General features: G+C 75.1%; 18 protein-coding genes. 8 read left to right on the top strand and 10 right to left on the bottom strand.

All coding sequences use genetic code 11. From position 1 onward, the window contains the following. Positions 1-198: 198 nt before the first annotated feature. From OG989_RS17700 to OG989_RS17690, 3 genes are all read right to left on the bottom strand, one after another. The gene (locus OG989_RS17700) at positions 199-1,395 is read right to left on the bottom strand and encodes a mechanosensitive ion channel family protein (RefSeq protein ID WP_327027656.1); all 1,197 of its coding nucleotides are present in this window, start codon (positions 1,393-1,395) and stop codon (positions 199-201) included. A gap of 82 nt (positions 1,396-1,477) precedes the next feature. Beyond that, positions 1,478-2,299: a DUF1206 domain-containing protein gene (locus tag OG989_RS17695; RefSeq protein WP_327027655.1), complete on the bottom strand. Its 822-nt coding sequence runs from the start codon at positions 2,297-2,299 to the stop codon at positions 1,478-1,480. A gap of 60 nt (positions 2,300-2,359) precedes the next feature. Then, positions 2,360-2,725: a hypothetical protein gene (locus tag OG989_RS17690; RefSeq protein ID WP_311414303.1), complete on the bottom strand. Its 366-nt coding sequence runs from the start codon at positions 2,723-2,725 to the stop codon at positions 2,360-2,362. Between the two features lie 91 nt (positions 2,726-2,816). On the opposite strand from OG989_RS17690, the gene OG989_RS17685 reads away from it, so the two are divergent. Both OG989_RS17685 and OG989_RS17680 read left to right on the top strand, forming a co-directional pair. Next, the gene (locus OG989_RS17685; protein ID WP_327027654.1) at positions 2,817-4,043 is read left to right on the top strand and encodes a cysteine desulfurase-like protein; all 1,227 of its coding nucleotides are present in this window, start codon (positions 2,817-2,819) and stop codon (positions 4,041-4,043) included. Then, positions 4,040-4,327, top strand: a complete 288-nt coding sequence (locus OG989_RS17680) for a GNAT family N-acetyltransferase (protein ID WP_151456107.1) — start codon at positions 4,040-4,042, stop codon at positions 4,325-4,327. Before OG989_RS17685 ends, OG989_RS17680 begins: the two co-directional genes overlap by 4 nt. Before the next feature lie 31 nt (positions 4,328-4,358). Here the strand turns inward: OG989_RS17680 and OG989_RS17675 are convergent, their stop codons facing one another. Then, complete coding sequence (locus OG989_RS17675) at positions 4,359-5,855, bottom strand: glycoside hydrolase family 3 protein (protein WP_151456108.1); 1,497 nt, start codon at positions 5,853-5,855, stop codon at positions 4,359-4,361. Positions 5,856-6,033: 178 nt separating this feature from the next. Here OG989_RS17675 and OG989_RS17670 point away from each other — a divergent pair, with 178 nt between their 5' ends. The 4 genes from OG989_RS17670 (at position 6,034) to OG989_RS17655 (ending at position 9,554) form a co-directional block, all read left to right on the top strand. After that, the gene (locus tag OG989_RS17670) at positions 6,034-6,156 is read left to right on the top strand and encodes a hypothetical protein (RefSeq protein WP_255474757.1); all 123 of its coding nucleotides are present in this window, start codon (positions 6,034-6,036) and stop codon (positions 6,154-6,156) included. 91 nt (positions 6,157-6,247) lie between these two features. Then, positions 6,248-7,198 carry a TIGR03557 family F420-dependent LLM class oxidoreductase gene (locus OG989_RS17665; RefSeq protein ID WP_327027652.1) on the top strand — a complete coding sequence of 317 codons (951 nt, stop codon included), beginning with the start codon at positions 6,248-6,250 and terminating at the stop codon, positions 7,196-7,198. A gap of 152 nt (positions 7,199-7,350) precedes the next feature. Then, complete coding sequence (locus tag OG989_RS17660; RefSeq protein ID WP_327027650.1) at positions 7,351-8,982, top strand: RecQ family ATP-dependent DNA helicase; 1,632 nt, start codon at positions 7,351-7,353, stop codon at positions 8,980-8,982. A 68-nt stretch (positions 8,983-9,050) separates the two neighbouring features. Then, positions 9,051-9,554 carry a hypothetical protein gene (locus OG989_RS17655; protein ID WP_132236000.1) on the top strand — a complete coding sequence of 168 codons (504 nt, stop codon included), beginning with the start codon at positions 9,051-9,053 and terminating at the stop codon, positions 9,552-9,554. Between the two features lie 130 nt (positions 9,555-9,684). Here the strand turns inward: OG989_RS17655 and OG989_RS17650 are convergent, their stop codons facing one another. Continuing rightward, positions 9,685-10,458, bottom strand: coding sequence for an ABC transporter permease (locus OG989_RS17650; RefSeq protein WP_327027648.1), 774 nt, complete (start codon positions 10,456-10,458; stop codon positions 9,685-9,687). Beyond that, positions 10,451-11,416: an ATP-binding cassette domain-containing protein gene (locus OG989_RS17645; RefSeq protein WP_327027647.1), complete on the bottom strand. Its 966-nt coding sequence runs from the start codon at positions 11,414-11,416 to the stop codon at positions 10,451-10,453. The genes OG989_RS17650 and OG989_RS17645 overlap by 8 nt, the downstream gene beginning before the upstream one ends. Before the next feature lie 68 nt (positions 11,417-11,484). Between OG989_RS17645 and OG989_RS17640 the strand changes: the two genes are divergently transcribed. Both OG989_RS17640 and OG989_RS17635 read left to right on the top strand, forming a co-directional pair. Next, positions 11,485-12,276, top strand: a complete 792-nt coding sequence (locus OG989_RS17640; RefSeq protein ID WP_327027646.1) for a TetR/AcrR family transcriptional regulator — start codon at positions 11,485-11,487, stop codon at positions 12,274-12,276. Between the two features lie 152 nt (positions 12,277-12,428). Further along, the gene (locus OG989_RS17635; RefSeq protein ID WP_327027645.1) at positions 12,429-13,409 is read left to right on the top strand and encodes a helix-turn-helix domain-containing protein; all 981 of its coding nucleotides are present in this window, start codon (positions 12,429-12,431) and stop codon (positions 13,407-13,409) included. 217 nt (positions 13,410-13,626) lie between these two features. Here OG989_RS17635 and OG989_RS17630 read toward each other — a convergent pair whose 3' ends face one another. The 4 genes from OG989_RS17630 to OG989_RS17615 are packed head-to-tail and all read right to left on the bottom strand — an operon-like array spanning position 13,627 to position 17,801. Continuing rightward, entirely contained in the window at positions 13,627-14,610 is a 984-nt protein-coding gene (locus OG989_RS17630; protein WP_151456113.1) for a DNA topoisomerase IB, read from the bottom strand. Continuing rightward, the gene (locus tag OG989_RS17625) at positions 14,594-15,547 is read right to left on the bottom strand and encodes a glycosyltransferase family 9 protein (RefSeq protein WP_327027644.1); all 954 of its coding nucleotides are present in this window, start codon (positions 15,545-15,547) and stop codon (positions 14,594-14,596) included. The genes OG989_RS17630 and OG989_RS17625 overlap by 17 nt, the downstream gene beginning before the upstream one ends. Then, positions 15,544-16,245: an SDR family oxidoreductase gene (locus tag OG989_RS17620; protein ID WP_327027643.1), complete on the bottom strand. Its 702-nt coding sequence runs from the start codon at positions 16,243-16,245 to the stop codon at positions 15,544-15,546. Before OG989_RS17620 ends, OG989_RS17625 begins: the two co-directional genes overlap by 4 nt. After that, positions 16,242-17,801: a PfkB family carbohydrate kinase gene (locus OG989_RS17615; protein WP_327027642.1), complete on the bottom strand. Its 1,560-nt coding sequence runs from the start codon at positions 17,799-17,801 to the stop codon at positions 16,242-16,244. Before OG989_RS17615 ends, OG989_RS17620 begins: the two co-directional genes overlap by 4 nt. Between the last annotated feature and the right edge of the window lie 9 nt (positions 17,802-17,810).

Raw genomic sequence — 17,810 nt, 5'->3', positions numbered from 1 at the left:
ATGCAGTTGTGGTGGGCTTTATCCGAACGATGCCCCTTTTGCGGGGGACCACAACTGCATGATCGACGCCGCGCCTTGGGGCGGGCGCGCCCGGCTTGGGCGGGGCGCGCCCGGCTTGGGCGGGGCGCGCCCGCCCTTGGGGTGTGCGGGGCGCCGCGCAAGGTGGGACCGGGTGAGGTGGTGGTGGGGGGAGGGTGGTCAGCGGCGGGCTTCGGCGGGCTCGTCGGGGCCGACGAAGGCCTCGCTGCGGGCGTCGCCGTCGTCGCTGCCGCCGAAGACCCGCGCGTCGTCGGGCACCTCGGCGTCGTTGAGCCGGCGCACCGGCCGGCGGGGGCGTACCCACTGCCACGCCAGGTTGCTCTCGGCGTCCCCGATCTCGGTACGCATCCGGGGCATGGCGGTCGGCCGGTGGTCCCGGATCCAGGCGACCAGGTGCTCGCGGACCAGGCAGCGCAGGTCCCAGAGGCTGCCGGCGTCGGCGGCGCTCACGAGGGCACGCACCTTGATCGTCCCGCCGGTCGCGTCGGTCACCTGGAGTACGCAGACCCGGCCGTCCCACAGCTCGGTGCCCTCGACGAGGCGGCGCAGCTCCTCCCGCATGGCCTGCACCGGCACCGCCCAGTCGACGTCGAACTCGGCGGTGCCCAGCACTGCCGCCTCGGTGCGGGTCCAGTTCTGGAACGGCTTGCTGGTGAAGTACGAGGTGGGCAGGATCAGCCGCCGGTCGTCCCAGATCTGCACGACCACGTAGCTGAGCGTCAGCTCCTCGATGCGGCCCCACTCCCCCTCCACCACCACGACGTCGTCGAGGCGGACCGCGTCGCTGAAGGCGAGCTGGAGCCCGGCGAAGACGTTGCCCAGCAGGCTCTGCGCGGCCAGCGCGGCGACCACACCGACCACACCGGCGCTGGTCAGCACGCCGGCGCCGATGCCGCGTACGGCCGGGAAGGTCATCAGCATCACGCCCACCGCCAGCACGACGATCACCGCGATCGTCAACCGGCGCAGCATGACCACCTGGGTCCGCACCCGCCGCGCGTGCCGGTTGTCCGGCACGTCCACCCGGAACCGGGCCAGTGCGGTGTCCTCCGCCACGACGAGCAGCGAGGCGACCAGCCAGGCGACGCTGGCGATCACGCCGAGCACCAGCAGGTGCAGCAGCACCTGGCGCCACTGGTCGCCGACCGCGTAGCCGGTGCTGAACCGCACGGCGAACTGGACGGCGACGACGGTGGCGGCGACCTGGATGGACCGGTGCGCGTGGTCGGTGAGCTCGGTCAGCAGCAGCGAGCGCCGACCGACCCGCCGGATCACGCGGTGCGCGACCTCGACCGCGAACAAGGCGATCGCCGCCGCGGCGAGCGCGGCGACGATCGTCCCGAAGTAGCTCTGCACAGGTTCCTTCCTCCTCCTGACGCCGGGCACGTGCTTCGGGCAAAGGCCCAATAGTGCCCGGCGACGCCGGAATCGACCAGGTTCAGACCTTGCGATACCGGGACTGCAGGAAGCAGAAGACGCCGAAGGCGGCGATGCCGAGCGCCACCAGGGTGAGCAGGATCTGGCCGTACGCCTGGTCGCGCAGCGCGCGCAGTGCCGCGTCCAGACCGCGGGCCTTCTCGGGGTCGTAGTTGACGGCGGCCAGGATGATCAGCAGGCCGGAGATGCCGTACGCGACGCCCTTGGCGATGTAGCCGGCCATGCCCAGCCGGCGGGTGAGCTGGCGCGTCCTGGCATTCATCTCACCGGTCTTGAGGTGCTTCTCGAAACGCTTGATCAGCCCGTAGATCACCAGGCCGACGCCGATCGCGGCGAGGCCGAGCCCGGCCAGGCCGACCAGCCAGCGGCCACCGGAGGACTCCATGAGCTTGCCGGTCAGCGCCTCCTGCTGGTCGGCGCTGTTGGAGCCGGCGTCCTTGAAGACCTTGAAGGCCGTCCAGGCGAAGTAGAGGTAGACGACGGTGCGTCCCGCCGAGGCGATCCGCTCCCAGACGCGCTCCTTGCCGCGCTCGGCGCGGTGCCCGACGGCCGCCTCCAGCGCCTGCCAGATCGCCATGGCGAGCAGGCCGACCGCGATGGCGATGACGAGGAACTTGCCCATCGGCTGCTGGGCGAGGGTGCGCAGCGCGCCGGACTGGTCGCCGTCGTCGCCGGCCTTGCCGAACGCGATCTGCAACGCCAGCCAGGCGAACAGGAGGTGCACGATGCCGTAGCCGATGAAACCGACTCTGGCCAACAACTCGAGCCACCTGCTGTTCGCCGTACGGGAGGCGGTGGCTTCGGCATTCCGGGTGAGTGACATGGCGCCTCAATCACCGAATACGAAGATTTCCAAACGTCGGCCACCGCCGCCCCGGTCGGGTCAGTTGCCCGGGTTCCTCGACACCCGGATCTTGACCTCCTGGTCGGTGACGCTGTCGAGCGTCACCGCGAAGCCGCCGACCTCGGTGGCCTGCTGGCCCGTCGTCAGCGACAGCTGCTCGCCGGCGACCTCGACGGTGACCTGGTCGCCCTGCGCGCCGATCAGCTTCGCCTCCACGCCGAGGATGGTGGCGCTGGCGTCCACGCCCCGGTCGAAGGTGACGGTGCAGGCGTCCAGACCGCAGTCGGTGCTGGCGCCCTCGGAGCTGCAGCCGGCGAGCACGGCGGCGCCGAGCGCCAGGCCGGCCAACAGGCCGGCGGCCCGGCGGGTGGGGGTCAGCGGGAAGGCAACACGTCGGTTCGTCACCCCGCCAAGGGTACGAGACGCGGACCACTCCGGCAGGGCGTGATCATCCGCGCAGGTGGGGCGCCCGGGGCGGGGCGTTAGGGTCCCGGGCATGCCGTTCGACATCGCCCGCACCCGGGCCGCCTACCCCGCCCTCGCCGAGGGCTTCGTCCATCTCGACGGCGCCGGGGGCACCCAGACCGCCGCCGGAGTCGTCGACACGGTCACCGCCGCCATGCGCGCGGCGGTGGGCAACCGCAGCGCCGCCTTCGCGCCCGGCCGGCGCTCGCTGGAGATGGTGGCCGCCGCCCGCTCGGCCGTGGCCGACCTGCTCGGCGCCGAACCCGACGGAGTGGTGCTGGGGCCGAGCGCCACGGCGCTGACGTACACCTTGGCCCGGACCCTGGGTGCCGGCTGGCGGCCCGGCGACGAGGTCGTGGTCTCCCGGCTCGACCACGACGCGAACGTTCGACCCTGGGTGCAGGCGGCCGAGGCGGCCGGCGCGACGGTGCGCTGGGCCGAGTTCGACCGGGACACCGCGGAGCTTCCGGCGGCCCGCTACGCGGAACTGGTCGGCGAGCGGACCCGGCTGGTCGCGGTGACCGCGGGAAGCAACGCGACCGGCACCGTCCCGGACGTGGCGGCGATCGCCGCGACCGCGCACGCCGTCGGCGCGCTGGTCTGCGTCGACGGGGTGCACTCGGTGCCGCACGGGCCCACCGACGTCGCCGCGCTGGGCGCCGACTTCCTGGTCACCAGCGCCTACAAGTGGTCGGGGCCGCACCTGGCCGCGATGGTGGCCGCCCCGGCGACGTGGGAGCGGCTGCGCCCGGCGAAGCTGCTGCCCTCCTCCGACGCGGTGCCGGACCGCTTCGAGTACGGCACCCCGAGCTTCCCCCTGCTGGCCGGCGTGGCCGCCGCCGTGGACCACCTGGCCGGGCTGGACCCGGCGGCCACCGGGAGCCGGCGCGAGCGGCTGGTCGCCGGGCTGAGCGCCGCGCGGGCGTACGAGGAGTCGCTGCTGGACCGGCTGCTCGCCGGGCTGGCCGCGCTGCCCGGCGTCACGGTGCTCGGCTCCCCCGCCCGGCGCTGCCCGACGGTGTCCTTCCGGCTGGCCGGGCTCTCCCCGCAGCGGACCCAGGAGGAGCTGGGCGCGGCCGGCTTCTGCCTCTCCGCCGGCGACTACTACGCGTACGAGTACTTCCAGGCGATGGGGCTGCGCGACAGCGGCGGGGCGGTGCGCGCCAGCCTCTACCACTACAACACCGCCGACGAGGTGGACGGGTTGCTGGGGGAACTGGACCGGCTCGCCGGTCGCGGGGGCAGAATGGCCGGGTGAGCACCCTGGTCGAGGACAATCCCGCCAAGCACCGGTTCGAGATCCTGGTCGACGACGCGCTGGCCGGGTTCACCGCGTACCTGCCGCGCGGCGAGGTGCTGGTCTTCACCCACACCGAGGTCGACCCGAGGTTCCAGAACATGGGCGTCGGCGCGGCCCTGGTCCGGGGCACCCTCGACCAGCTCCGCGAGCGCGGCACGACGGTGGTGCCGCGCTGCCCGTTCATGGCGGCCTTCATCGGCCGCCATGCCGAGTACGCCGACCTGGTCACCCCCGAGCCGTAGCCCGGGGGCACCGGTCGGGGTGCGGGGGCGGTCAGCGGCCCGTCAGCAGCGCGACGGCGGCGTGGGCGGCAGCCCGGGTGGCGCCGTGGGTGGCGACGTGGACCGCGCCGGTGACCAGCTCGGGCACGCCCAGCTCGACCACGACCGCGTCCGGGCGGGCGGCCAGCGCACGGCTCACCGAAGCCCGCATCCAGTCGTGCCGGTGCAGGTCGCGCACCACCAGCACCACGCACCGGCCGGCCGCCCCGGCGGTCGGGTCGGCGGGCACGTCGGCCTCGGCGTAGCGGACGGTGGTGGTGCCGGCGAGCAGGTCGGCCAGCGGAGCGGCGAGCCCCCACGGGGTCTCCGGACCGATCGCGATGTTGCGTGGCGGCTCGAACTCGACCACGTGGGCGGGGCCGGTCAGCGGCAGCGCGCCGACGCCGGCGGGCGCGGTGGTGACCCGCAGCGCCCGGCGGGCGGCGGCCAGCCCGACGGCCGAACCGGCGGCGCTCGGGCGGGACCGGGACGGCCGCTCGGCCCGGGCGGCCACCGTCCAGGCGGCGAGCTGTCCCACCCGCTTGGCCGCCTCGGCGAGGCGCTCCTCGGGCAGGTCGCCGGCGACGACCGCGGCGACGATGGCGTCCCGCAGCAGTCGGGCCGTCCCCTCGTCGGCGCGCTCCCCGCCGATGCAGATCGCGTCGGCGCCGGCGGCGAGGGCGCGCACGGCCGTGGCCGCGAAGCCGTACCGGTCGGCGACCGCCCGCATCTCCACCGCGTCGGTGACCACGACGCCGGAGAAGCCCAGCTCGTCGCGGAGCAGCCCGCCCAGGATCCGGTTGCTGAGGGTGGCGGGCAGCTCCGGGTCCAGCGCCGGCACCAGCAGGTGGCCGGTCATCACGGCCTGCACCCCGGCGGCCACGGCGGCCCGGAACGGGGCCAGCTCCACGGCGTCGAGGCGGGCCCGGTCGGCGCCGATCCGGGGCAGGTCGTGGTGCGAGTCGACCTGGGTGTCGCCGTGTCCCGGGAAGTGCTTGGCGCAGGCGGCTACCCCGCCCGACTGGAGGCCGCGCACCCAGGCGGCGGTGTGCCGGGCGACCAGCGTCGGCTCGGCGCCGAAGGCGCGTACGCCGATGACCGGGTTGGCCGGGTTGGAGTTGACGTCGGCGTCGGGGGCGTAGTCGAGGGTGATCCCCAGCGCGGCGAGGTCGGCGCCCAGGTCGCGGGCGACCTCCTCGGTCAGCGCCGGGTCGTCCACCGCGCCGAGGGCGAAGTTGCCGGGCCGGGAGCTGCCCCGGGCGGACTCGATCCGGGTGACGTCGCCGGCCTCCTCGTCGATGGCGACGACGACGTCGGGGCGCTCGGCGCGCAGGGTGGCGGTGAGGGCGGCCACCTGCTCGGGGTCGACCACGTTGCGGGCGAAGAGCACCACGGAGCCGAGGCCCTCGCCGAGCCAGCGGCAGATCCAGGGTGGCGGCGTGGTGCCGACGAAGCCCGGCTGGAGGACGGCGGCGGCCAGGGCCGTCAGGCTCCCGTCGCGCCCGCTCACGCCGGCCCGCCGGTGTGGTGGCTGATGTGTCGCTCGCTCATGCGGTCGTCGTACCCCCGTCTTCTCCGCGCCCGGCGGCCCGCCACCGGCGGCGGTGCTGACATGGTCACACCGCGCGAGTAAATAGTCAATAAACCTTACAGTTGCCGTCGGGCGCGGAGCTGGGGACAGTTCGGGGATGGATCCCCTGCTGCTGGCCGACGCGACGAGCCCGGCCGACATCCCCGGCGTACGCCTGCTCGGCCTGGTCGTCGGCGGCCTGTTGCTGCTCGCCGCGATCCGCGCGATGTTCCGGCGCTGAGGCGCCGCCCGGCGCCGGCACCGCGGTTCGACGGCGGCCGTCGGGGTACCGCCTGCCTCGTTGGACCGGTACGACACGGCGAGGGGGAACGATGAGGATCGGCTACTTTCTGTCCACCGAGGAGTACACGCCGGCCGAGCTGCTGGAGCAGGCGCGCGGCGCGGAGCGGGCCGGCTTCGAGGCGCTCTGGATCTCCGACCACTACCACCCGTGGACGGACGCGCAGGGGCAGAGCCCCTTCGTCTGGTCGGTGATCGGCGCGCTCAGCCAGGTCTGCCGGCTCCCGGTCACCACCGCCGTGACCTGCCCGACCGTGCGCATCCACCCGGCCGTCCTGGCGCAGGCGGCGGCCACCAGCGCGGTCCTGCACTCCGGGCGGTTCGTACTCGGGGTGGGCAGCGGCGAGGCGCTCAACGAGCACATCCTCGGCGACGCCTGGCCGCAGGCCGACGTCCGGCTGGAGATGCTGGAGGAGGCCGTCGACGTGATGCGCGAGCTGTGGCGGGGCGGCTTCGTCAACCACCACGGCAAGCACTACACCGTCGAGCACGCCCGGATCTACACGCTGCCGGACACTCCCCCGCCGGTCTACGTCTCGGGCTTCGGCCCCAAGGCCGTCGACCTCGCCGCCCGCATCGGCGACGGCTTCGTCAACACCTCGCCCGACGCCGAACTCGTCCGGCGGTTCCGGGAGAACGGCGGCGGCGACAAGCCGTGCCAGGCCGGCTTCAAGGCGGCGTACGCGCAGACCGAGGAAGAGGGCGTGCGGATCGCGTACGAGCGCTGGCCGAACGCCGGGGTGCCCGGTGAGCTGTCCCAGGTGCTGCCGTCGCCGCGGCACTTCGAGCAGGCCGGCCAGCTGGTCCGGCCGGAGGCGATGAAGGAGGCCTTCGTCTGCGGGCGGGACACCGACGCGCACCTGGCGAAGATCGAGGAGTACGCCAAGGCCGGCTTCGACGAGGTCTACGTGGCCAACACCGGCCCGAACTGGCAGGGCCTGCTCGACCTCTACCAGCACGAGGTGTTCCCCCGCGTACGCTGACCGCCCCGCTCGCCGGGGCGCCCGGAGAACGGCCGGGCGCCCCGGCGGCGGGCGCGTTCGGCGGACCGCCTCTGCGGCGGTGACACGGCGGCGACCGGATCACGTCAGCCGCCGGTTTCGCCGCTGATCGCCGGGGGTACCTCCGGCCCTCGATGAAACTGTCCACGCACTCCACGACACTGCGCCGCGCGGCCAAGAGCCTCTTCGGCTGGACCGCACTGCGGCCCCACCAGTTGGCCGCCATGCGGGCGGTCATGAAGCGCCGTGACGCCCTGGTGGTGCTGCCCACCGGCGCCGGCAAGTCGGCGATCTACCAGATCCCGGCCAGCCTGATCCCCGGCCCGACCGTGGTGATCTCCCCGCTGCTCGCCCTCCAGCAGGACCAGATCGCGGCGCTCAACGAGCGGCAGCGGCCGGAGCTGCGTGCGGTGCGGATCAGCTCGAACGAGTCGGCCGCCCAGCAGGCGCAGGCGATCACCGAGATCCGCGAGGGGCGGGCCGAGTTCCTCTTCATCACCCCGGAGCAGCTCGCCAACCCGGACCGGATGGCCGAGGTGAAGTCGCTGAAGCCGGCGCTGGTGGCGATCGACGAGGCGCACTGCATCTCCGCCTGGGGGCACGACTTCCGCCCCGACTACCTGGCGCTGGGCCACCTCATCGACGGCATCGGCCGACCCCCGGTGGTGGCGCTGACCGCCACCGCCTCCCCGCCCGTACGCGACGACATCATCGCCCGGCTGCGGCTGACCGAGCCCGAGGTGGTGGTCTCCGGGCTGGACCGGCCGAACCTGTTCCTCGAGGTGGCGCACTGCCCCACTGAGGACTACCGGTGGCGGCGGCTGCTCGCCCTGCTGAGCGACGACACCCGGCCCGGCATCATCTACGTGCCCACCCGGCGCTCCGCCGAGGAGCTGGCGGCCCGGCTCACCGACGCCGGTTACCCGGCGCAGTTCTACCACGGCGGAATGGCGGCCGGGCCACGCGCCGAACTGCACGAGGCGTTCCTCGCCGACCAGGTGCCGATCATGGTCGCCACCTCGGCCTTCGGCATGGGCATCGACAAGCCGAACATCGCCTGGGTCGTCCACATGGCACTGCCGGACTCGCCGGACAGCTACTTCCAGGAGATCGGGCGGGCCGGCCGCGACGGCGCCCCGGCCCGGGTGCTGCTGTTGTGGCAGGGCGAGGACGTCGGGCTGCAACGCTTCTTCAGCGGCGGCCTGCCGAACGCCGACGAGCTGCGCGACCTGTCCGCGCTGCTGCGCAAGAAGGCACGGAACAAGAAGGAGCTGCGCGAGCTCACCGGGCTCGGCCCGCGCAAACTCGGCCAGTACCTCGCCCTGCTGGAGCAGGTCGGCGCGGCCGAGCCGAGGGCGAAGCAGCGCATCGGCGTCCCCCGCTACTCCCCCGCGCCCGTGGACGCCGCCGCGGCGGCCCTGGCGGAGGCCGAGCGGCAGCAGACCGTGACCCGGTCGCGTACCGACATGATGCGGGCCTTCGCCGAGACCACCGCCTGCCGGGGGCAGACGCTGCTGGCCTACTTCGGTGAGCAGATGACCGAGGTCTGCGGGCACTGCGACAACTGCCACGCCGGCACCAGCACCCCCGACGACGGCGCGGTCGGGCCCTTCCCCGTGCACAGCCAGGTCCGGCACCCGGAGTGGGGGCACGGCCTGGTGCTGAGCTACGAGGAGGACCGGATGACGGTTCTCTTCGACGAGGTGGGGTACAAGACGCTGTCCGTCAGCGTGGTGTCCGAACAGGGCCTGCTGACCCTCGACTAGCCTGAGCCGGGCACCGCTGGCCGGGGCCGTGGACGACGAGCGACATCAGTGCGGAAAGGGGCTTTGCCGTGATCGAGCAGCCGGCGTACACCGGATTCGGTTTCTCCGACGAGGAGTGGGGGCTGTTGGTCGGCCTGCCGCAGTCGGTGCTGACCGCGGCGAGCGCCGCCGAGTCCGACGGCACCCGACGCACCATGGCCGAGAACGCGGCCGGGCTGGAGACCATCGCCGCCGGCCGGGAGTCGGCCAGCCCGCTGGTCGCGGCCGTGGCCGGCGAGATCGTCACCCGGGTGGGCGACCCGGAGGCCGGCGAGGAGATGCCGGTCATCGCGCCGTCCGACCCGCGCGCCTACCTGGAGGACGTGCTGGGCCGGGCCAGGGAGGCGGCGGTGCTGCTGGCCGCCCGGACGGACGAGGGCGAGGCCGGCGCCTACAAGCACTGGCTGGTGGAGATCGCCGAGCAGGTGGTGGGCGCGGCCTCCAGCGGCGGCATCCTGGGCCTCGGCGGTGACGTCGTCAGCGACTCCGAGCGGCGCTTCCGCGACCGGCTCTCCCAGGTGCTCAACGACTGACGCGCAGACGACGACGGCGGCACCGGACGAGGTCCGGTGCCGCCGTCGCGCGTTCCGGCGAGAGTGACCGCACGTGCCGGCAACCGCCGACGATGGCCGGTGGGTGGCGGGCGCGGCCGGCCGGTGGCGGTCAGGCCACGCGGCGGCGGAACAGCACGGCGGTCAGGGGCACCGAGACGGCCAGGACGCCGAGGCACCAGGCCACCGCCAGGACCGGGGCGGTGCCCGTCGGGGTGCCCAGCAGCAGGGCGCGCAGCGTCTCGATGACGGGCGTGACGGGCTGGTGGTCGGCGAAGCCGCGGATCCAGCCCGGCATCGTCTCCACCGGCACGAAGGCGCTGCTCGGGTACGGCAGGAACATCGCCAGGAAGGTGAAGCCGCTGGCGGCCTCCGGGGTGCGGGCCAGCAGGCCGAACGCGGCCGACAGCCAGGACACGGCGAGCAGGAAGAGCAGCAGCACCCCGAACGCGGCCAGCCAGCGCAGCGGGTCCACGGCCGGGCGGAAGCCGATGGCGACGGCGAGGGCCAGCACCAGCACGGTGGAGACGGTGTTGCGGGCGATGCTGGCGGCGACGTGCCCACCGAGGATCGCGGTGGCGCTGACGTCCATCGTGCGGAACCGCTCGATGATCCCGTTGGTCAGGTCGGTGGTCACGCTGACGGCGGTGGTCGCCGCGCCGAAGCTGGCGCAGAGCAGCAGCACGCCGGGCACGACGTAGGTGACGTAGCGGGTGCCGGTGTCGATCGCGCCCCCGAACAGGTAGACGAAGAGCAGCATCAGCAGCACCGGCAGCAGCAGCGAGGTCAGCAGCGCGTCGACGTTGCGCCGGGACAGCCGTACGCAGCGCGCCATCATGACGAGGGCCTCGCCGGCACGGGTCGGCCGCAGGGTCAGCTCAGACACCGGCCGCCTCCCGTCGGGCGGGCACCGGGTCGCCGGTGAGGGTGAGGAAGACGTCGTCCAGGGTCGCCTCGCGGACGGTGAACCGGGCGAGCCCCTCCCGGTCGGGATCGACCTCGTCGAGCAGCTGGCGGATCTCCGGCGCGCCGCCGTCGGTGGCGACCGCCAGCTCCAGCCGGGCCGGGTCGCGGTGCGTCACGCGCCCGCCGAGGCGGTGCGTCGCCTCGGCGAAGCTCCGCGCGTCACGCAGCGTCAGCTCCAGCCGGTGGGCGCCGAACCGGCGCTTGAGGTCGCCCGCGCTGCCCTCGGCGGCCAACCGGCCACCGTGCAGCACCGCGATCCGGTCGGCGAGGCGGTCGGCCTCCTCCAGGTACTGCGTGGTGAGCAGCACCGTCACCCCGGCGCCGGCCAGCTCGGCGACCACCTCCCACAGCCCCTGCCGGCTGCGCGGGTCGAGGCCGGTGGTCGGCTCGTCGAGGAAGATCACGGACGGCTGGCCGACCAGGCTGGCCGCGAGGTCGAGCCGGCGGCGCATCCCGCCGGAGTACGTCACCACCCGCCGGCCGCCGGCGGCGACCAGGTCGAAGCGCTCCAGCAGGTCCGTGGCGCGCCGCCGGGCGGCGGCCGGGGCCAGCCCGGCCAGCCGGGCCATCATGTGCAGGTTCTCCGCGCCCGTCTGCTGGTCGTCGAGCGCCGCGTGCTGGCCGGCGAGGCTGATCACCCGCCGGACCCGGCTCCGGTCGCGGACCACGTCGTGGCCGTCCACGCGGGCCAGGCCCCCGTCGGGCGTGGTGAGCGTGGCCAGGATCCGGACCGTCGTGGTCTTGCCCGCCCCGTTCGGGCCGAGCAGGGCGTGCACGCTGCCCCGGGCGACCCGCATGCTCAGGCCGTCGAGCACCGCCACCCCGCCGTACGACCTGCGTAGGTCGACGGTCTCCACCGCCGCGTCTGTCACTCCCATCGCCCCTCACTCTCCGCTTTCTGCGTACGTCATACGCCATTCTGCGTGCACCATACGCAGAAGCTAGGATGGCGGTCAACACCGCGTACCGGGAGGTGAGGATGAGCGACGCCGACGTCGAGCTGCCGGAGAGCATCGAGCTCGCCTGGGGCCTGCGGGAACGACCCGGCAAGGGACCCCGGCGCAGCCTCACGATGCGGCAGGTGGTGGCCGCCGGCATCCGGGTGGCCGAGGCCGACGGGCTGCCGGCGGTGTCGATGAGCCGGGTCGCCGGCGAGCTGGGCGTGGCGACCATGTCGCTCTACCGCTACGTCTCCGCCAAGAACGACCTGCTGGAGCTCATGGCCGACACCGCGTACGGGGACCCGCCCGCGCCACGCGCCCCGGGCGAGGGCTGGCGGCCGGCACTCGCCCGCTGGGCGCTGGCCAACATGACGGCCATCCACCGCCACCCGTGGATCCGGCAGGTCCCGATCAGCGGCCCGCCGCTGGGCCCCAACCAGGTGCGCTGGATGGAGCAGGGGCTGGCCGCCCTGCACGGCACCGGCCTGCACGGCATCGAGCGGCTCTCGACGATCATGCTGGTCAGCGGGTACGCCCGGAACTGGGCCACCCTCACCGCCGACCTCGACGAGGCCGCGGCGCGCGAACAGCTCGACCCCGACGACGCCGGGATGCGGTACTGGCAGCAGCTCGCCCTGCTGACCCGGCACGGCGCCTACCCGTCGATCCGGGAGCTGCTGGCGGAGAGCGCCGAGGGACAGCAGGACGAGGTGTTCGACACGGAGTGGCAGTTCGGCCTCGACCGGATCCTCGACGGCGTCGAGGTGCTGATCCGGGGCCGGACGGCCACGGCCTGACCCGGCCCCGTCGACCGGGGGCCGGGGCGGGGCGGGCGCCGGGCCGGAAGCGCGCTGGGCTGGGCGGGAGCCGGGGCCGGGAAACGCGCTGGGCGGGGCGGGCGCCCACGATGGACAATGGGCACCGGACCGGCGCGAGGACGGGGGAGCGGATGCTTCGGCCGACCGTCGTCGACACCGAGCAGGTGCCGGCGGCCGAACGCTTCGACATGTGGCTCGACCTCGTGGCGCGTACGGCCTCGCCGCTGCGGATCCGCACCGAGCACGCGCACGACTTCACCGCCCGGGCGGAGATCGTCGAGCTCGGCCCGATCCAGGTGGTCAACTACCGGTACCCGTCGCTGGAGGGCGTCCGGACGCCGAGGCTGGGGCGCGAGTCGGCCCCGGAGATCTACACGCTGGCGCTCACCGTCGACGGGGACGGCGCGGCCAGCCAGGCCGGCCGGAGCAGCGTGCTGGGGCCGGATGAGTTCATCTTCTACGACGGGTCGCGACCGCACGGGGTGCGGCACCTCGGCGACGACGACGGCCGCGAACCGGCCCGGTCCGTCGTGGCGCTCATCCCGCACGCGGCGCTGCCGCTGTCACCGGACCGGCTGGCGCCGCTGCTCGGCGGCCGGATGTCGGGCACCGAGGGGATCGGCGCGCTGCTCGCCCAGTTCCTCCTCCAGATCGCCCACCATCCCGAGCAGTACCACGCCGCCGACGCCACCCGCCTCGGCGCCGTCGGGCTCGACCTGGCGTCCACCATGCTCGGTCGGCACCTGGTGGCCGAGGACGTGGTGCCGACCGAGGTCCGCAGGCGCGCCCTCGTCACCCAGATGCGGGCGTACATCCAGCGGCACCTCGGGGACGCGACGCTGAGCCCGCAGGTGGTGGCGGACGCGCACCACGTCTCGCTGCGTACCCTGCACCGGCTCTTCGCGGCCGAGGAGTCGACGGTCGCGTCGTACATCCGGGAGCTGCGCCTGGCGCGGTGCCGGCACGACCTCGCCGACCCGGGCCTGCGCGGCCAGCCGATCCAGGCGATCGGGGCCCGCTGGGGCTTCCCCGACAAGGCGCACTTCAGCCGGATCTTCCGCAAGGCGCACGGCGTCGGGCCGCAGGCCTGGCGGGCCGGCCAGGCGGAGTGAGCGCGGCACGGAGAGTCAACCCGGCGGCGTCCACGGTCAACCCGGTCGGGGCAGACTGACGTCGAGGTGTCCGATCCCTCCCTGCCCCGGCGCCGGCCGGGATCGGACCGCCGAAGGGGGCCGTGGCGAGCCGCCCGCCGCCACGGGGGAGGCGGGCGGTCGCCCGGTGACCGGACCGGCCCCGGCGCCCCCGCTCAGGAGTGGCGCCGGGGCCGCCTCAGGCGTCCTCCAGCAGTTCGAGCACGATCCGCTCGGCCTTCTCGCGGGGCGTCGCGGGGTCGACCGGGGCCACCACGCCGTCGTGGAAGAGGTCGACCACGCGCGGGTCGACGTAGGACGTGCGGGCCACGGTGGCGGTGTTGCCGAGCAGCTCGGCGACGTCACGCATCACCGCCGCGACCGCCCGTTTGCCGGCGGTCGCCGAGCGCGGCGGGCCCACCGTCGCCAGTTCGGTCGCCGCCCGCACCGTGGCGTGCCAGGTGCGGAAGTCCTTCGCCGTCATCTCCCCGCCGCTGGCGTCCCGCAGGTACTCGTTGACCTCGTCGCTGCGCACGTCGCGCCAGTCCCCGCCGTCCCGGTAGCCGAACAGGCGGTCGGCCGACCGGCGCTGGCGGCGCAGGTTGACCAGCACCCGGCACAACTCCGGGTCCTCGATGCGACGCACCTGCTCGACGCCGCCCTTGGCGGGGAACTCGAACACCACGCAGCCGCCCCGGGACCGGGCGTGCTCGGGGCGCAGGGTCGACACCCCGAACGTCGGGTCGTCGCCGGCCGCGTACTGGTCGCTGCCGACCCGGAACGTGCCCATGTCCAGCAGCCGGGTCACCGTCGCCAGCACCCGGTCGCGGTGCAGTCCCCGGCCGGACAGGTCCCGCCCGACCCGCTCGCGCAGCACCGGCAGCCGGCGGGCCACCTCCAGCACGTGGTCGAACTTCGCCTCGTCGCGCCTCTCCCGCCACGTCGGGTGGTAGAGGTACTGCTTGCGCCCGGCCGCGTCGATGCCGATGGCCTGGATGTGCCCGTTCGGGTACGGGCAGATCCACACGTCGCGCCAGGCGGGCGGGATCACCAGCTCACGCAGCCGGCCCAACCGGTCGGGGTCGCGGACCGGCTGCCCGGACGGGTCCAGGAAGAGCCAGCCCCGGCCGCGCCGGCGTCGCCCGTACCCCGGCCTGCCCGGATCGCTACGCCGCAACCGCACGGGAGACCCGCACCGCCCGTTCCACCTCGTCCACGGCGGTCACCACCTCGTCGACCCCTATGGCCGCCAGCGTCGGATGGCTTCCCACCCCCTCCCACCTGGGCGAGCCCTGTCCACCCGCCCACAGCGCCCGGTGCCGGGGCCGGCCCGGCGGCGGCCCCCACCGCGCCGGGGAGACCGGGCCGAAGAGCACCACCGACGGCGTGCGGTAGCCGGTCGCCAGGTGCGCCACGCCCGTGTCCCCGCTGACCACCAGGCGGGCGTACGCCACCAGCGCGGCCAGCCGGCCCAGGTCCGTCCGGCCGGCCAGCACCGCGTCGGCGGGCAACCCCGCGGCCGCCGCGATCCGCTGTGCGGTGGCCCGCTCGTCGGGGCTGCCGGTGAGCACCACCCGGTGCCCCCGGGCGGCCAGTTCCCGGGCCAGCGCGGCGAAGCGTCCAGGCGGCCAGCGCTTCGCCGGGATCTTGGAGCCCGGGTGCAGCACGGTCATGCCGGTCGGGGCGCCGCCGGGGGCCGGGCGCCGCAGGTCCAGGTCGGTGCGGTCGGCGGGGATGCCGTACCAGTCGAGGAGCCGGCACCAGCGGTCGATCTCGTGTTCGTCGTCGCGCCATTCGGGGCCGTCGTGGTGGCCGGCCTCGGGGCTGGCGTAGGCGAGCAGCCGACCGGGACGGGTGCCGGCGAGCATCCGGTGCGACTCGGGCCCCCGGCCGTGCAGGTTCACGGCGACGCGCGGCGTCCCCAGGGCCGGGTCGGGGCGACCGAGCCCGTCCGTGGGCACCAGCCGGTCGACGCCGCCGACCAGGTCGACCAGCGGCGCCAGCCAGCCGGGTGCCGCGAGGACGAGGTCCCGGCCGGGGTGGGCGGCACGCAGGGCGCGCAGGGCCGGGACGGCGGTGGCGAGGTCGCCGACGCCGAGGGCACGCAGGGCGAGGATCACGGGTAGGAGGTCTCCTGGTCGGCGCAGACGACCATCTCGCGGACGGCGCAGCCGGCGGGTTGGGACAGCGCGAACATGACGGCGGCGGCGGTGTCGGCGGGGTCGTTCAGGACGGCGTCGGGACCGGGCTTGTACGCGGCGTCGCGCTCGTCGAAGAAGGCGGTGCGCATGCCGCCGGGGATGAGCAGCGTGACGCCGACCCTGCCGGCGAGTTCGGCGGCGAGGGCCCGGGTGAAGCCGACGACCCCGAACTTCGCGGCGCAGTACGCCGTCGCGTCCGCCACGGCCTTCACCCCGAGCGTGGAGGCGACGGTGACGATGCTCCCCCGGGAGGTCTCCAGGAAGGGCAGGGCGGCCCGTACGACGGCCGCCGTGGCGAGCAGGTCCACGGCCACGATCCGCTCCCAGGTCTCGCCGGGGGTGTCCGCCAGCTTTCCGGGCACGTCCGTCCCCGCCGCGGTGACCACCGCGTCCAGCCCGCCCGAGCGCTCGGCGAGCTGCCGGGTGGCGGCCTCCGCGGCGCGGGTGTCGGCCAGGTCGCACTCCACCCACGGCACCCCGTCGGCGGGCGCCTGCCGGTCCAGCACCAGCGGACGGCCGCCGGCCCGGGCCACGGCCGCGACCACGGCGGCGCCCAGGCCGCTCGATCCGCCCGTGACGAGCACGGTGCGCCCCGCGCCGGGCGACCCGGCGCTCATCGGGTGCCCTCCGCCGTCGTCGGTCCCGCGAGGCCGGCCCGCGCCCGTTCGTGCTCGCCGCCGGGTCTCGCCGGCCCGCCACCGGGAGCGGGACCGGCCGGCGGCACGGTGTCGGTGAGCGGCAGCCCGACGAGCGGCACGGCGGTGCCGGTGGAACGGGCGGCGGCGATCAGCCCGGTCGTGGAGCGGCCGTCCAGGTACGGCACCACCACGGCGTTGCCGCCCCAGCGGCGCAGGACCTCCGCCTCGGGCAGGGCGGGCTCGCCGCCGTCACCGGCGTAGTCGCCACCCTTCACCCAGACGTCCGGCCGCAGCCACGACAGCGCCGCGTGCGGGGTGGCCTCGTCGAAGATCATGACCGCGTCGACGCAGCTCAGCGCCGCGAGCAGCCGGGCCCGGTCGCCCTGCGGGATCACCGGCCGGTCCGGGCCCTTCAGCCCCGACACGCTCGCGTCGGAGTTGAGGCAGACCACCAGGCAGTCGCCGAGCTGCCGGGCGGCCTGCAACGTCGCCACGTGCCCGGCGTGCAGCAGGTCGAAGCAGCCGCCGGTGGCCACCACCGTCCCGCCGGACGCGCGTACCGCCGACACCACGCCGGCGGCCGCGGCCACGCCGACGCGCTCGCCGCCGGGGCCGGAGACCGCCGGCGGCAGCGGACGCGCCGCCCGCGGCAGCGCCGTCGCCACTCCCCCGCCGGCCACGTACGCCGACGCCTCGGCGACCGCCTCCTGCACCGCCTCGGAGACCAGCGCCCCCCGCGCCAGGGCGAGGCTGGCGGTGGCCGCGAACCGGTCACCGGCCCCGCAGGTGTCCCCCTCGGCGACGGCCGGGGCCGGCACCACCATCGGCGTCGCGCCGGCGTGGCAGAGCAGCGCCCCGTCCCCGCCCAGGGTCACCGCGACCGCGCCGGCGCGCCAGCGCTGGCGCAGCCCCTGGGCGCCCCGCGCCGCCGTCGCCAGCCGGGTCGCCCCCGGCGCGACCGTGACCAGCTCCCGCACCTCGGACTCGTTGGGGGTCACCAGGTGCACCCCCGGAACCGCCGCCGGTCCCCGCGGATGCGGGTCCCAGAGCACCGGCGCCCGGGTGGCGGTCAGCGCCGCCCGCAGCGCGGGCTGCCGGGCGACGCCCCGGCCGTAGTCGCTGACCAGCACGGCGGAGGCCCGGGCGATCACCCGCAGCGCCGCCTCGGACGGCTCGCCGGGCGTACCGGCCGCGCCGCCCCGGTCGTGGCGCAGCAGCACCCGACCCCGGGCGCGCAGCCGGACCTTCTCCGGCGTGCCGCCGCGCAGCCCGAGGGGATACACCTGCACACCGGCGTCGGTGAGCAACGAGGCGAGCCGGGCACCCCCCGCGTCGTCCGCCAACGCGGTCACCAGCACCACGTCGGCGCCCTGCGCGGCGGCGAAGACGGCGGCCAGCCCGGCACCACCGGGCCGGTCGACGTGCGCGGTCTCGTCCAGCACCGGCACGGGCGAGTCCGGGCAGAGCCGGTTCACCACCCCCTCGACGTCCCGGTCCAGCAGGGTGTCACCGACCACCACGACGGGTCCCCTCACGCTGCCCTC

Source organism: Micromonospora sp. NBC_01740, from assembly GCF_035920365.1.
GTDB classification, from domain to species: domain Bacteria; phylum Actinomycetota; class Actinomycetes; order Mycobacteriales; family Micromonosporaceae; genus Micromonospora; species Micromonospora reichwaldensis.
The sequence above is the reverse complement of the archived record's forward strand: the minus strand, read 5'-3'. Positions and strand labels throughout refer to the sequence as shown.

Coding starts and splice junctions, on each gene's coding strand:
- OG989_RS17695 (WP_327027655.1), bottom strand. CDS start 2,299: ATGTCACTCACCCGGAATGCCGAAGCCACCGCCTCCCGTACGGCGAAC.
- OG989_RS17645 (WP_327027647.1), bottom strand. CDS start 11,416: ATGGGAGTGACAGACGCGGCGGTGGAGACCGTCGACCTACGCAGGTCG.
- OG989_RS17660 (WP_327027650.1), top strand. CDS start 7,351: ATGAAACTGTCCACGCACTCCACGACACTGCGCCGCGCGGCCAAGAGC.
- OG989_RS17635 (WP_327027645.1), top strand. CDS start 12,429: ATGCTTCGGCCGACCGTCGTCGACACCGAGCAGGTGCCGGCGGCCGAA.
- OG989_RS17620 (WP_327027643.1), bottom strand. CDS start 16,245: ATGAGCGCCGGGTCGCCCGGCGCGGGGCGCACCGTGCTCGTCACGGGC.
- OG989_RS17685 (WP_327027654.1), top strand. CDS start 2,817: ATGCCGTTCGACATCGCCCGCACCCGGGCCGCCTACCCCGCCCTCGCC.
- OG989_RS17665 (WP_327027652.1), top strand. CDS start 6,248: ATGAGGATCGGCTACTTTCTGTCCACCGAGGAGTACACGCCGGCCGAG.
- OG989_RS17670 (WP_255474757.1), top strand. CDS start 6,034: ATGGATCCCCTGCTGCTGGCCGACGCGACGAGCCCGGCCGACATCCCC.
- OG989_RS17640 (WP_327027646.1), top strand. CDS start 11,485: ATGGCGGTCAACACCGCGTACCGGGAGGTGAGGATGAGCGACGCCGAC.